This window comes from Microbacterium sp. PF5 (assembly GCF_004794315.1).
GTDB classification, from domain to species: Bacteria; Actinomycetota; Actinomycetes; order Actinomycetales; family Microbacteriaceae; genus Microbacterium; species Microbacterium sufflavum.
On record NZ_SSDQ01000083.1, the window covers coordinates 1 to 12,496 of the forward strand.

At 71.0% G+C, this 12,496-nt stretch carries 15 protein-coding genes; 9 read left to right on the forward strand and 6 right to left on the reverse strand.

What is annotated here, in order from left to right:
• Nucleotides 1-554 (forward strand): M20/M25/M40 family metallo-hydrolase (locus DW297_RS06500; protein WP_136030588.1); only part of this gene is annotated, 554 nt, incomplete at its 5' end.
• A gap of 55 nt (nucleotides 555-609) precedes the next feature.
• Nucleotides 610-2,073 carry an MFS transporter gene (locus DW297_RS06505; RefSeq protein WP_136030589.1) on the forward strand — a complete coding sequence of 488 codons (1,464 nt, stop codon included), beginning with the start codon at nucleotides 610-612 and terminating at the stop codon, nucleotides 2,071-2,073.
• Nucleotides 2,074-2,111: 38 nt separating this feature from the next.
• Here the strand turns inward: DW297_RS06505 and DW297_RS06510 are convergent, their stop codons facing one another.
• The 3 genes from DW297_RS06510 to DW297_RS06520 form a co-directional block, all read right to left on the reverse strand.
• Entirely contained in the window at nucleotides 2,112-2,432 is a 321-nt protein-coding gene (locus tag DW297_RS06510) for a hypothetical protein (protein WP_136030591.1), read from the reverse strand.
• Nucleotides 2,433-2,563: 131 nt separating this feature from the next.
• On the reverse strand, nucleotides 2,564-2,965 hold the full coding sequence (locus DW297_RS06515; RefSeq protein ID WP_136030594.1) for a VOC family protein: 402 nt from the start codon (nucleotides 2,963-2,965) through the stop codon (nucleotides 2,564-2,566).
• Nucleotides 2,966-2,996: 31 nt separating this feature from the next.
• Nucleotides 2,997-3,764 (reverse strand): siderophore-interacting protein, encoded by a 768-nt coding sequence (locus DW297_RS06520; protein WP_136030596.1) that lies wholly within the window; start codon nucleotides 3,762-3,764, stop codon nucleotides 2,997-2,999.
• A 105-nt stretch (nucleotides 3,765-3,869) separates the two neighbouring features.
• Here DW297_RS06520 and DW297_RS06525 point away from each other — a divergent pair, with 105 nt between their 5' ends.
• From DW297_RS06525 to DW297_RS06540, 4 genes are read left to right on the forward strand one after another with little or no spacing between them, the layout of a single operon-like run.
• Nucleotides 3,870-4,865: a siderophore ABC transporter substrate-binding protein gene (locus DW297_RS06525; protein WP_136030598.1), complete on the forward strand. Its 996-nt coding sequence runs from the start codon at nucleotides 3,870-3,872 to the stop codon at nucleotides 4,863-4,865.
• Between the two features lie 50 nt (nucleotides 4,866-4,915).
• Nucleotides 4,916-5,902: an iron chelate uptake ABC transporter family permease subunit gene (locus tag DW297_RS06530; protein ID WP_136030600.1), complete on the forward strand. Its 987-nt coding sequence runs from the start codon at nucleotides 4,916-4,918 to the stop codon at nucleotides 5,900-5,902.
• On the forward strand, nucleotides 5,895-6,938 hold the full coding sequence (locus tag DW297_RS06535) for an iron chelate uptake ABC transporter family permease subunit (RefSeq protein ID WP_136030602.1): 1,044 nt from the start codon (nucleotides 5,895-5,897) through the stop codon (nucleotides 6,936-6,938). The genes DW297_RS06530 and DW297_RS06535 overlap by 8 nt, the downstream gene beginning before the upstream one ends.
• Entirely contained in the window at nucleotides 6,935-7,690 is a 756-nt protein-coding gene (locus tag DW297_RS06540) for an iron ABC transporter ATP-binding protein (protein WP_136030605.1), read from the forward strand. Before DW297_RS06535 ends, DW297_RS06540 begins: the two co-directional genes overlap by 4 nt.
• Here DW297_RS06540 and DW297_RS06545 read toward each other — a convergent pair.
• The 3 genes from DW297_RS06545 to DW297_RS06555 form a co-directional block, all read right to left on the reverse strand.
• Complete coding sequence (locus DW297_RS06545) at nucleotides 7,687-7,884, reverse strand: hypothetical protein (RefSeq protein WP_136030607.1); 198 nt, start codon at nucleotides 7,882-7,884, stop codon at nucleotides 7,687-7,689. The two genes, DW297_RS06540 and DW297_RS06545, sit on opposite strands and share 4 nt — an antisense overlap.
• 50 nt (nucleotides 7,885-7,934) lie before the next feature.
• Nucleotides 7,935-8,894: a DNA-3-methyladenine glycosylase family protein gene (locus DW297_RS06550; protein WP_136030609.1), complete on the reverse strand. Its 960-nt coding sequence runs from the start codon at nucleotides 8,892-8,894 to the stop codon at nucleotides 7,935-7,937.
• Nucleotides 8,895-8,994: 100 nt separating this feature from the next.
• Nucleotides 8,995-9,702 (reverse strand): winged helix-turn-helix domain-containing protein, encoded by a 708-nt coding sequence (locus tag DW297_RS06555; RefSeq protein WP_136030611.1) that lies wholly within the window; start codon nucleotides 9,700-9,702, stop codon nucleotides 8,995-8,997.
• A 330-nt stretch (nucleotides 9,703-10,032) separates the two neighbouring features.
• On the opposite strand from DW297_RS06555, the gene DW297_RS06560 reads away from it, so the two are divergent.
• The 3 genes from DW297_RS06560 to DW297_RS06570 all read left to right on the forward strand — a co-directional run.
• Entirely contained in the window at nucleotides 10,033-10,341 is a 309-nt protein-coding gene (locus DW297_RS06560) for a GNAT family N-acetyltransferase (RefSeq protein ID WP_136030613.1), read from the forward strand.
• A 110-nt stretch (nucleotides 10,342-10,451) separates the two neighbouring features.
• Complete coding sequence (locus DW297_RS06565; RefSeq protein ID WP_136030615.1) at nucleotides 10,452-11,621, forward strand: exonuclease SbcCD subunit D; 1,170 nt, start codon at nucleotides 10,452-10,454, stop codon at nucleotides 11,619-11,621.
• Nucleotides 11,622-12,496: AAA family ATPase (locus tag DW297_RS06570; protein WP_136030617.1), on the forward strand; the 875-nt coding region annotated here is incomplete at its 3' end.

The window sequence follows — 12,496 nt, forward strand, 5'->3', positions numbered from 1 at the left end:
CCGCGCGGCACCTCCTGCGGCTGCTCGCCGCGACGCCACCGCTCACCGCGCGGCTCTTCGCGGCGCTGGGCGGCGAGCCTGCGGCGCTAGTGCGCACGACGGTCGCGCCCACCATGCAGTCGGGCGGCACCGCCGCGAACGTGCTGCCCTCGCAGGCGTCGGCCACGGTGAACCTGCGCATCGCGCTCGGCGAGACCACGCAGCAGACCGTGTACCGCGTGCGTCGACGGGTGCGCGATCCGCTCGTCTCCGTGGAGGTGGTGGAGGCCAGTGAGCCGTCGCCGGAGTCGTCGACCGAGAACGCGCAGTTCGCCCTGCTCGCCGCGGCGCTCGAGGTCTCGCACCCCGGCGTCCCCGCCGTGCCGTACGTGATGATGGCGGCGACCGACTCCCGGCACTTCCACCGGTTCGCCCCGGCCGTGTACCGCTTCGCGCCGCTGGACATGTCGAATGCGCAGCGCGCATCGATCCACGGCGTCGACGAGAGCGTGGAGATCGCGGCGCTGGAGCGGGGGGAGCGGTTCCATCGCGCCCTCCTCGAACGACTAGGGTGATCTCACCCCCTCCGGGATCCACCCCGGCACCCGACCTCTCGAAGCAGGAGACGCGATGACGCGCACCCGCACCCTGGGCACCCTCGCCGTGGTCGTCGGCTTCCTCGCGTTCGTCGAGTTCACCAGCGGCGTGCTCCAGGGGTACTACACGCCGATGCTCAGCGACATCGCCCGCCACCTGGGCATCCACGACGCCGACGTGAACTGGCTGGAGGGGTCGCAGCTGATGCTGTCGGCACTCGTGGTGCCCGCGTTCGCGAAGCTCGGCGACATGCTCGGCCACAAGCGCATGCTGCTGATCTCGACCGCCGTGACCGCGGCCGCCGCGCTTGTGCTGCCGTTCACCGACTCGTTCGCGGTGTTCCTGCTCGCCTGGTCGCTCATGGGCTTCTACGTGGTGTGGCTGCCGCTGGAGATCGCCCTAATCTGGTCGCGGTCACGGCGCATGGAGGGACGCTCGTCGATCACGGCGAAGGCGGCGGGCCTCCTGGTCGCCGCCCTGGAGGGTGGGGCGATCATCGGCGCCCTCGTCGGCGGCGCGCTGATCGACGCCCTCCCGCTGACGGTCGTGCTGCTCGTGCCCGCCGTGCTGATCGTGGTGTGCTTCTTCGTGATCCTGTTCGGCGTGCGGGAGTCGCCCGAGCCGACCGGCGGCGTGTTCGACACGGTCGGCCTGGTGCTGATCTCCCTCGCGCTGCTGTGCTTCACGGGCGGGCTCAGCCTGCTGCGCCTCGAGGGCGGCCTCGGCAACCCGTGGTCGTGGGCGGTCGTGGCGCTGGGGCTTCTGCTGGTCGTGCCGTTCGTGCGGTGGGAGCTGCGCTGCGACGACCCGCTGATCGACGTGCGCATGTTCCGGTCGCCGGCGCTCGGCCCCGTGTTCCTCACGGCGGGACTGTTCGGGGTGAGCGTGCTGGGCGCGCAGGCGCCGCTGTCGACCTTCGCGCGCACCGACCCCGAGGTGTACGGCTACGGGCTGGGGACGACCGGCTTCGCGACGTCGCTAATCATCGGGGTGTACCTGGTCGCGATGATCGCGGGCGCGCTGCTGTTCCCGGTCGTGGCGCGCTGGGCGTCGCCGCGGATCACGCTCCTCGGGGCGTCGGTGCTGGTGGGCATCGGGTTCCTGCTGTTCCTGCCGTTCCACGACGCCTATGGGCAGGTGATCGCGAACATGGTCGTGGTGGGGCTCGGCTCCGGCGCGCTGGTGGCGGCGCTGCCGGCCGCGGCGGCGTCGGCGGCTCCGGCGACGCAGACGGGCGTCGCGACCGGGCTCACCAACTCCGTGAAGACCGTGGGCGGTGCGATCGCCTCGTGCGTCTTCGGCATCGCACTACTGCACGGCGTCGCGAGTGGTGCGGGCGCGGTCGCCGACGGGACGGCGGGGTCGCTCGCGGGCTATGTCACGGTGTGGGTCGTCTGCGGGGCGACCGCGCTCGCCGCTGCGGTGCTCCTGCTGTTCGTGCCGAAGCAGGCCTTCACGGATCGCGCGGTCGAGGCCGAGGCGGCACCGGTCGCCTGACGGCCGGGCGAGCAGCGCGGTCGGACGGATCGGCCGCGTCAGGCGTCGCGGTCGAGGCCGAACGTGCGCTTCACCAGGGCCTGCACGTCGCGGTCGAGACCGTCGATCCGGGTGTGCACGGCGTCGATGCGGGTGTGCACGGCATCGAAGCGCGCGTCGACGGCGTCGAACCGGGCGTCGACCGTCGCGAAGCGGGCGTCGACCGCATCGAAGCGGCCGTTCATCTCGTTGCGGAGCCCGCCGACCTCGCTGCGGAGCACGCGGACGAACATCGTCGACATCACGGTCAGGGTGCCGCACATCAGGGCGGTGAACGCGCCGATCATCGTCCAGATCTGTGCCGCATCCATCGATTCCATCTCCTCATCGTCGCATCGGATGATCCACCCTGCCAGCATCCTGGTGCCGGCTCCGGCCACGTCTCCGAGAACCGCGGGACGGGGTGCTCGGCGCGTATCGGTGCAGAGAAAGTGGTCCTGCGACGGCGCGGTCAGGCGTCCTTCGGCGGGTTGTACATGAACTCGACGCGGATGCCGTCGGCGTCCTCCACGAAGGAGGCGTAGTAGCGCTCCGAGTAGCGGGGATACTCCTTGGGCTCCCGCACCGCGCTCCACCCGGCGTCGAGCGCGAGCGCGTGGAAGCGGTCGACCTCCGCGCGCGACGGCATCGCGAAGGCGAGGTGCTGCCACCCGATGCGTCCGTGCCGGTGCGGCTCCGAGTCCTCGTCCCACGTGTAGAGGATGATCTCGGTCTCGTCGCCGTTGTGCCATGAGATGGAGTGGTCGTCCTCCCCGCCGGACTCGTAACCGAGCGCGGTCAGGACGGGATGGAACTGCGCCCGCCCCCGCTCGAGGTCGCCGACGGTGATGCCCAGGTGATCGAGGAGTGCCATCGGCCCAGTCTGTCAGCGATCGCGGACGGTGTCAGTGGGGAGCGTGATACTCGGCTTGGCCCCGCTTCCAGTACCCCTTCACGACGGCCTTCGCGGTGTCGACGCCCCACCGGTCGAGCAGCGCGCGACCCGGCTTGACGATCGACTGCTCCGCCGCGATGAACACGAACGGATCGGTGCCGACGAGGTCGTCTCCCGACAGCGACTCCAGGAACGCGATCAGCGCCGAGCCGGCCGGGTCGTCCCCGCGGTGCAGCCACTGCACCGGTACCGGGGCGGCGAGGTCGAGCTCGCCGCTCTCGGCCACGGTCTCGATCACGATGCGGGCCGGGGCGTCGTCGGGGATCAGCGCGGCGAAACGGCGGATCGCGGGGATCGCGGTCTCGTCGCCGACGAGCAGCCAGGAGCCGGGGGTGCCGGTGACGACGGCGGCGCCGCGCGGACCGCCGACGCCGATCTCGGCGCCGAGGGGCGCGGTGGCGGCCCACGGTGCGGCGACGCCCTGGTCGCCGTGCACCGCGAACTCGACGTCGAGCCAGTCCTCGCCCCACGCGAGCGGCGTGTACTCGCGGCTGGGCGCGGCGCGCAGTTCCTCCACCGACTCCACGGGGCCGTCCGGGAAGAACAGGCGCATGTGGTCATCGGCGCCGGGGGAGTCGAATCCGGCGAGGTCCGGCCCGGTGAGGCGCACGCGCACGAAGTCCGGGGCGAGCCACTCGCGCGCGGTCAGGGTGACGGTGCGGAAGCGCAGCTCGAGGCCGCGGCGCTCGATCGTGAAGCCGGATTTCGTATCGCTCATAAAGTAAGGCTAACCTAAAAAGCACGACGGATGGTTCCCTGCGATCCGCTCCGTCCGACCGGCGCCCTCGAGTGCGCGACCACCCCGCAGAACAGGAGTCTCTCCATGTCCGTGCCCAGAACCCTCACCGCCACCAGCGTCGCCCTGGTCGGCCTGCTCGCGCTCTCCGGCTGCGCCACCGGCGCCGAAGCCGAACCCGAGGAGACCGCCGCCGCCTCCGGCACCGTGACCGTCGAGGACAACACGGGCGAACACGAGATCGCCACCCCGCCCGCCTCGGTCGTCGCCCTCGACAACCGCACCTTCCAGACCCTGTCCGACTGGGGCATCGAGCTCTCCGCCGGCGCCGTCTCCCTCATGCCCGAGACCGTGTCGTACGCGAAGGACGACGGCATCGTCGACATCGGCCTGCACACCGAGCCCGACCTGGAGGCGATCGTCGCGGCCGACCCCGATCTCATCATCAGCGGTCAGCGCTTCACGCAGCACAACGCCGCGATCGCCGAGCTCGTGCCCGACGCCACGATCATCGACCTCGAACCGCGCGACGGCGAGGCGTTCGACGCCGAACTCACGCGCCAGACCACCGTGCTCGGCGAGATCTTCGGCAAGCAGGACGAGGCGCAGAAGCTGGTCGACGAGTTCGACGCCGCGGTCGAGCGGGCCAAGGCCGCCTACGACGACGCCGACACCGTCATGGCCGTCAACACCTCGGGCGGCCAGATCGGCTACCTCGCTCCGACCGTCGGCCGCTCGCTCGGCCCGATCTACGACCTCCTCGGCCTCACGCCGGCCCTCGAGGTCGACGACGCGAGCGATGACCACCAGGGCGACGAGATCTCGGTCGAGGCGATCGCGGCCTCGAACCCCGACTGGATCCTCGTGCTCGACCGCGACGCGGTGTTCGCGGCGGAGACGCCCGACTATGTGCAGGCCGCCGAGATCCTGGAGAGCTCCGAGGCCCTCGCCGGCGTCACCGCGGTGAAGGACGAGCAGATCGTCTACATGCCCACCGACACATACCTGAACGAGAGCATCCAGACGTACACCGCGTTCCTGAACGACCTCGCCGACGCGCTCGAGAAGAGCGCCGACAAGTAAGGGCCGGGTGGCGGCGTCCGCGATCAGGGCGCCGCCACCGGCATCCCCCCATGACCTCTCCTCTCCTCGCCCCGATGCCGCGATCGTCCGCGCGGCTGTTCGACCCGAAGCTGCTCCTCGGGGTGCTCGTCGTCGCGGTTCTCCTGGCGCTCTCGCTCGTCACCGGCGTCTACGACATCGCCGGTGCCGACGACGGCGCGCAGATGTTCCAGATCACCCGCGTGCCCCGCACGATCGCCCTCGTGCTGGCCGGGGCCGCGATGGCGATGGCGGGCCTGGTGATGCAGCTGCTCACCCAGAACCGCTTCGTCGAGCCGACGACGACCGGCACGACCGAATGGGCGGGCCTCGGCCTGCTCGCCGTGATGCTGCTGGTGCCGCAGCCGTCCCTGCCGCTGCGCATGGCCGGGGCCGTGCTGGCCGCCTTCGTCGGCACGATGGTCTTCTTCGCCTTCCTGCGGCGGGTGGCGCTCAAGTCCTCGCTCATCGTCCCCATCGTCGGCATCATGCTGGGGGCGGTCGTCGGCGCGATCACCACCTACCTCGCGCTCGTCACGAACTCGCTGCAGATCATCGGCGTGTGGTTCGCCGGCAGCTTCACGTCGGTCATGCGCGGCCAGTACGAGATGCTGTGGATCGTCGCGCTCATCGGGGTGATCGTGTTCCTCGTCGCCGATCGGCTGACCATCGCGGGACTGGGGGAGGAGATCGCGACGAACGTCGGGGTGAACTACAACCGGATGATCCTGCTCGGCACCGTGCTGATCGCCGTCACCACCGGCGTCGTGACGGTCGTCGTCGGCAACCTGCCCTTCCTCGGACTGATCGTGCCGAACATCGTGTCGATGGTGCGCGGCGACGACCTGCGCAGCAACCTGCCCTGGGTCTGCCTGCTGGGCATCGCGATCGTCACCGTGTGCGACATCATCGGCCGCACGATCATCATGCCCTTCGAGGTGCCCGTGTCGCTGATCCTCGGGGTCGTCGGGGCGGTCGTGTTCGTGCTCCTCCTGCTGAGGCAGCGTCGTCGTGGCTGAGCGGACGGCGACGGAGTCCCGGCCGGACGCGACGACCCGGTCGGCCGGTTCCTTCACGACGCCGCGCGCCCGTCGCCGCTACGTCGTGGTGCTGGTCGTGCTCGCCGTGATCGCCGCCGGATCCGCGTTCGGGCTCCTGGCGTGGGACAACCCGATGCCCGTCGGCACGCCGGGGTTCTGGCGCATCGCCCAGCACCGCGCGACCGCCGTGGTCGTGATGGCCGTCGTCGCCGTGGCCCAGGCCGTGGCGACCGTGAGCTTCCAGACCGTCACGAACAACCGCATCATCACGCCGTCGATCATGGGCTTCGAGTCGCTCTACCGCGTGGTGCAGACCACCACCGTGTACCTGTTCGGCGTCGCGGGGCTGGTCGCCGTCCAGGGGGCGGGACAGTTCGCCCTCCAGGTCGTGATCATGGTGGGCCTCGCCGTGGTCCTCTACGGGTGGTTGCTCTCGGGGCGCTACGGCAATCTCCAGATCATGCTGCTCGTGGGCATCGTGATCGGCGGAGGGCTGGGCGCGATCGCCACGTTCATGCAGCGGTTGCTGACGCCGAGCGAGTTCGACGTGCTCGCGGCCCGCCTGTTCGGCAACGTGTCGAACGCCGACCCGGCGTACCTCCCCCTCGCGATCCCGCTGGTCGCCGGAGCCTCGCTGCTGCTGTGGTCGCGGTCGCGTCGGCTCAACGTGCTCGCGCTCGGTCCCGACGCGGCCCGTTCCCTCGGGATCGATCACCGACGCGAGCAGTTCCTCGTGCTGACGCTGGTCGCGGTGCTCATGGCGACCTCGACCGCCCTGGTCGGTCCGATGACGTTCCTCGGGTTCCTCGTCGCGACGCTCGCCTACCAGTTCGCCGACTCGCACGACCATCGGCTGATCTTCCCGGTCGCGGTGCTCACCGCGTTCTCGATCCTCGCCGGGGCGTACTTCGTGATGAAGAACGTGTTCTACGCGCAGGGCATGGTGTCGATCCTGATCGAGATCGTCGGCGGCACCGTGTTCCTCCTCGTCATCCTCCGAAAGGGCAGACTGTGATCGCACTCGACGGCGTGCGCCGTGACTACAGCAGCGAGGTCGCGATCGGACCCGTCGACCTCCGCATCCCCGCGGGCGGCATCACCGCCCTCATCGGACCCAACGGCGCGGGCAAGTCCACGCTGCTGACGATGATCGGCCGGCTCAACGGCATGGACGCCGGCGCCATCGAGATCGCCGGACTGGATGTGGCGTCCACGAAGTCGAAGGACCTGGCGAAGGTGGTGTCGATCCTGCGGCAGGAGAACCACTTCGTCACGCGCCTCACCGTCCGCCAGCTCGTCGGGTTCGGGCGCTTCCCGCACTCCCAGGGGCGCCTGAACCGGCACGACGAGGAGGTCATCAGCCAGGCGATCGACTTCCTCGACCTCGGCGCGCTGGAGGGGCGATACCTCGACGAGCTCTCCGGAGGGCAGCGACAGCGGGCCTACGTGGCGATGGTGCTCGCGCAGGACACGGAGGTCGTGCTGCTCGATGAACCCCTCAACAACCTCGACATGCGGCACGCGGTGCAGATGATGAAGCACCTGCGGCGGGCGGCCGAGGAGCTGGGGCGCACGATCGTCATCGTGCTGCACGACATCAACTTCGCCGGTCACTACGCCGACCACATCTGCGCCATGAAGGACGGACGGGTGGTGGAGTTCGGCCCGCCCGCGCAGATCATGACCGACGACGTGCTGACCCGCGTGTTCGACACCGAGGTGCGGGTGGTCGAGGGACCCTCCGGTCCCCTCGCGGTGTACTACTAGAGCTCGATGCCGTGGTCTTCGTCGTTCACGCCGGCGTTGTGGCCGCGGCGCGACTCGTAGCCCAGGAACCACCCGAGCCAGACGATCGCGGCGAGCAGCACCCCGAGCCACACGTTCTGGAAGATGAGACCGACGACCACGCCGACGATCAGCAGGCCGAGGGTGACGGTGATCCGGAGCGCGGCGCGGGACATGGCCTCAGCATACGTCCCGGCGCCCCGTGGGCGTGCGGCCGTATCGCGGCTCAGCGGCGACGGTGGTCCTCGGGGGCGAGCCGGGGTCCGCGTCGCGGTTCGACCAGGCCGCTCGCGAAGATGAGCCGGATCACGCGCTGGCGGTGGCCGGACCACGGCTCCAGCAGCTCGATCATCCCCGCGTCGTCCGTGCGATGACCCGCGAGGGCGTGGCCGACCTCGTGCGCGAGATGGTAGTCGCCCACGCTGACCGCATCCGGGTCGCCCAGCGCGCGGATCCTCGTCTCGGCCGCGGTCCACACGCCCACGCCGGGCAGGCTCGTGAGCACGCGGTCGCGGTCCGCTCCTGTCTCCGCCGCCTGCACGGCCCGCGCGATGCGGTCGCCGCGTTCGGCGGCGCGCACGATCGTCTTGGACTGCGGGGGTTCGACGCCCGCGCGGTGCCACGCCCACGACGGGATGCGCCGCCACTGCTCGGCGGTCGGCGCGACGGCCATCGGGCGCGGGGTGGGGCCGGGTGCGCGGTCGCCGTAGCGCGAGACCAGGTAGCGCCACGCGCCGAACGCCTGCATCGAGGTGACCTTCTGCTCCAGGATCGCGCAGGCGAGCGCGTCGAACACCTCGTCGGTGCGGGCGAGCCGGATGCCGGGGTTGCGCCGGGCGGCTTCGGCGACGAGGGGGTGGTGCGACGGGTCGAACCCGGTGGGGTCGTCGGTCGCGCCGCAGAGCGCGGGGACGAGGGACAGGGCGTGGTCGGCGCCCGGACCCCATGCGGTCGCCGTCACGGCGTTCCCCGCCAGGCGCAGCGCGAGCGTGGACGGGCCCTGCGGAGTGCGCACCGCGCGCCAGATGACGTGACCGTCGAACACGGTGGTCGGGTCGGTGCCACCGCGGCGCAGCATCCCCACCGTGCGACGGAGGTCGAGGGGATGCGGCGGACGGTAGGTGGTCTCCCGCCGCAGGTCCGCCGGCACGGCCGCAGGGGGCGCTGACGGAGCGGTGAGGGTCATGCGCCCACCCTACGCGGCGCTCCTGACATCGGCTCCCGGCGTGCGCCGCGGCCCGCGGGGGCCGTGCTCGGCACGATGGCCGAGCCGCGCGGGCGTGCTCTCAGAAGCGGTCGGGCGAGGGGGTGCCGTGGCCGTAGCGGATGACGACGTCGGCATGGCGGTCGAACCGGTAGCCGATGCCGCGGACCGTCCGGACGATGTCCTCGTAGCGGCCGAGCTTGGCCCGCAGCCGGCGCACGTGCACGTCGATCGTGCGCTCGCCGGGGGCCTCGTCGTCCTGCGCCTGCCACAGGGCGGAGACCAGCTCGCTGCGCTCGATCGTGCGGCCCTCGCGGAGCACGAGGTACTGCAGCAGCTCGAACTCCTTGTACGTGAAGGCGGCCGACTCGCCGTCGATCAGGACGCGCTTGCGGGAGATGTCGACGGTGACCCCGGTCTCCTCCGGCACCGTCTCCTCTTCGGCTGCGGCCTTGGTCCTGGCGATCGCGCCGGGCTCCTGGAGGGCGAGCCGGACGACGTCCAGGTCGCGGCCACCCGAGCCGTGCGGGGCGAGGGCGACGGTCGCGTGCGTCTCGGCGCCGGGTGCGAGCTCGGCGAGGGTGCGGCGGAGGGCGTCGACGAGGAGCGGGAGGCTGACGCCGGCTTCCGCTGCCTTGATCTCGTCGAGGCCGACGTAGAGGGCGAAGCCGCGCGGAGAGCGGACGGCGGGGAGGTCGGCACCGGCGGTGGCGGCGGAGTCGCTGCCGGGGTGGACGGTGCGGACGGGGGCGGTGGTGGCGGGACGCTCGAGAAGGGCGGAGTTCGACATGATGATGGAGTCCTCAAGACGTGAGCCCGAAGCGACGGGGGCTCGGATGCGTTGCATGAATGACCGGCGGAGCCGGGAAGCGAGCAAGGGTGGATGCTCGAGACGCTGCTCCCGCAGATGGCGAGGAGTCAGGTCAGGCGGGGTGGCTGTTCGTTCAGCGACACATTCGGCAACACATGCCAACGCGACCGGGCATCATCATCCCGGCAGTCCCGTTCGCCTCCTGGGCGGACAAAGGGCGTGCGTTGGTGGTCATGGGGGGATTATGTCCGATCGTGACGACGCATGTCAAAACGCCCGGGCGTGGCGGAGGGGCGTAACGTGGCACGGATGACGATCTCGCACACCGTCGGCGGCTTCATCCTGACCGACGAGAAGGACGCATCGCGGTATACGCTCACGCGCGACGGGAAGCTGGTCAGCGTGCTGGACTATCGCGACGACGGCCACACGATCGCCCTGACCCGCGCCTTCACCGTGCCGACTTTCCGCGGCCATGGCTACGCGGGAATCGTGGTCGACGGGGCGGTCGCCGACATCGAGGAGCGGGGCGACCGCACGGTCGACGCGGTCTGCTGGTACGTGGCGGAGTGGTTCGCCGCGCACCCCGAGCGAGCCGGAGTCCTCCGCCGCCGCTGAGGCGCGAGTATGACGCCGTGTTACGTGCACGGTCGTGCTTCCTCCGGCCGGCTCGGCTGCCCGCGGCGGGCCTCAGACCGAATGTCGGAGGTCGTTCGTACGGTGTGAGTATGCGGATCCTGCACACCTCGGACTGGCACATCGGCCGGACCTTCCACGGCAACTCCACGCTGGAGGCGCTCGCCGAGGTGCTCGCCGCCCTGACCGTCCAGGTCGAGCAGGAGGGGGTCGACGTCGTGGTCGTCGCGGGCGACGTCTTCGATTCGGCGACGCCGTCCGCCGCGGCGTACACGCTCCTCGGCGACGCGCTGGTGGCGCTGCACGCCACGGGCGCGCGGGTCATCGTGACCAGCGGCAACCACGACTCGGCGGCGCGACTCGGCTTCCAGTCGCGGCTGCTGCGCGACGGCATCCATGTGCTGACCGATCCGCTCGCGATCGGGCGGCCCGTCACGATCGCCGACGACCACGGCCCCGTGCACTTCTTCGGCATCCCGTACCTCGAGCCCGCCATCGTGCGGCAGCACTGGCCGGAGGGTGACGCCGACGGGCGGCAGCTGCGCACGCAGGCACAGACCATGGCCCATGCGATGCATCTCGTCCGCGCGGGGATGCAGGAGCACGACGGGCGCTCCGTCGCGATCGCCCACTGCTTCGCCGCGGGTGTCGAGCCCACCGAGGGCCTGGAGCGCGAGGTGCGCCAGGGCGGCCTCGATGTCGTGCCGCTGAGCGTGTTCGACGGTCCCGACTATGTGGCGCTCGGCCACATCCACGGGCGGCAGCAGGTGAGCGAGCGCGTGCGGTACGCCGGAGCGCCCCTGCACTACAGCTTCGGCGAGCAGCACAAGCCCCGAGGGTCCTGGCTCGTGGACCTCGACGCCGACGGGCTCGCCCGGGTCGAGTGGCGGGAGCTGCCGGTGCCGCGGCGTCTCGTCACGCTCACCGGCAGCTTCGCGGAGATCCTGTCCACGGAGAACATCACCGCCCATGCCGACGACTGGGTGTGCGCGGTGTACACCGATGCCGTGCCGCAGTCCGAGCCCATGCGACGACTGCGCGAGGCGTACCCGCACTGCGCCATGGTGCAGCACCAGCCGATCGCCACGGGTGAGACGGAGGAGCACTCGTACGCACAGCGCCTGCGCTCCGCGGTCACCGACGCCGACCGGATCGGGGCCTTCCTCGAGCACGTTCGCGCCGGGCAGGGCGTGACAGAGGTCGAGCGCGAGCTGATCCGCGAGGTCCTCGACGACCGCGTCCGAGCGGAGGCTCTCGTCTAGATGCGTCTGCACCGCCTGGAGGTCGAGGGATTCGGACCCTTCCGCGCACGCCAGATCGTCGACTTCGACGCGTTCGCCGACGACGGCATCTTCCTGATCGCCGGTCGCACGGGCGCCGGGAAGTCGAGCATCCTCGACGCCGTGTGCTTCGGCTTGTACGGCGGGGTGCCCCGGTACGAGGGTGGCGAGAAGCGGTTGCGCAGCGACCACTGCGAGCCCGAAGACCCGTCGGAAGTGGTGGTCGAGTTCAGCACGCCGTCCGGCCGCTACCGCGTGACCCGGTCGCCGGAGTACCTCCGCCCCGCGCGCCGCGGTGGGGGCATGACGAAGCAGGCCGCAGCCGTCTCGCTCGAGGAGTCGACCGCATCGGGGTGGGTCGGCCGAGCGGCGCGCGCCGTCGATGTGGCACAGGAGCTCGATGAGATCCTCCAGCTGAGCAGGGAGCAGTTCCTGCAGGTGATCCTGCTCGCGCAGAACCGGTTCTCGGAGTTCCTGCTGGCCGGAAGCCGGGACCGGCAGTCGCTGTTGCGGCGGCTGTTCGGCACCGAGCGCTTCGAAGACGTGCAGGCGCGCTTCGACGAGCGGCGGCGACAGGCCGAGCAGGCGCTGGGTTCGCGGCTGGCGACGGTCGTTGCGCGACTCGAGGAGGCCGAGCGCCTGGTGACGGACGCGGGCCTGGGCGGGGAGAACGGCGGCGGTGAGGACATCGGCGGCGAAACGACGGAGACCGCGACGACGCCCACTGTGCAGGATCGGCTCGACGCGCTCGGGCGCGCACTCGCTCGCGCCGAGTACCGCTCCGAGCGTCGGGCCTCGGAGCGTGCCGACGCCGAGCGGCGGTCGGCGGAGGCGGACGCGAGAAGGACAGCGGTGAG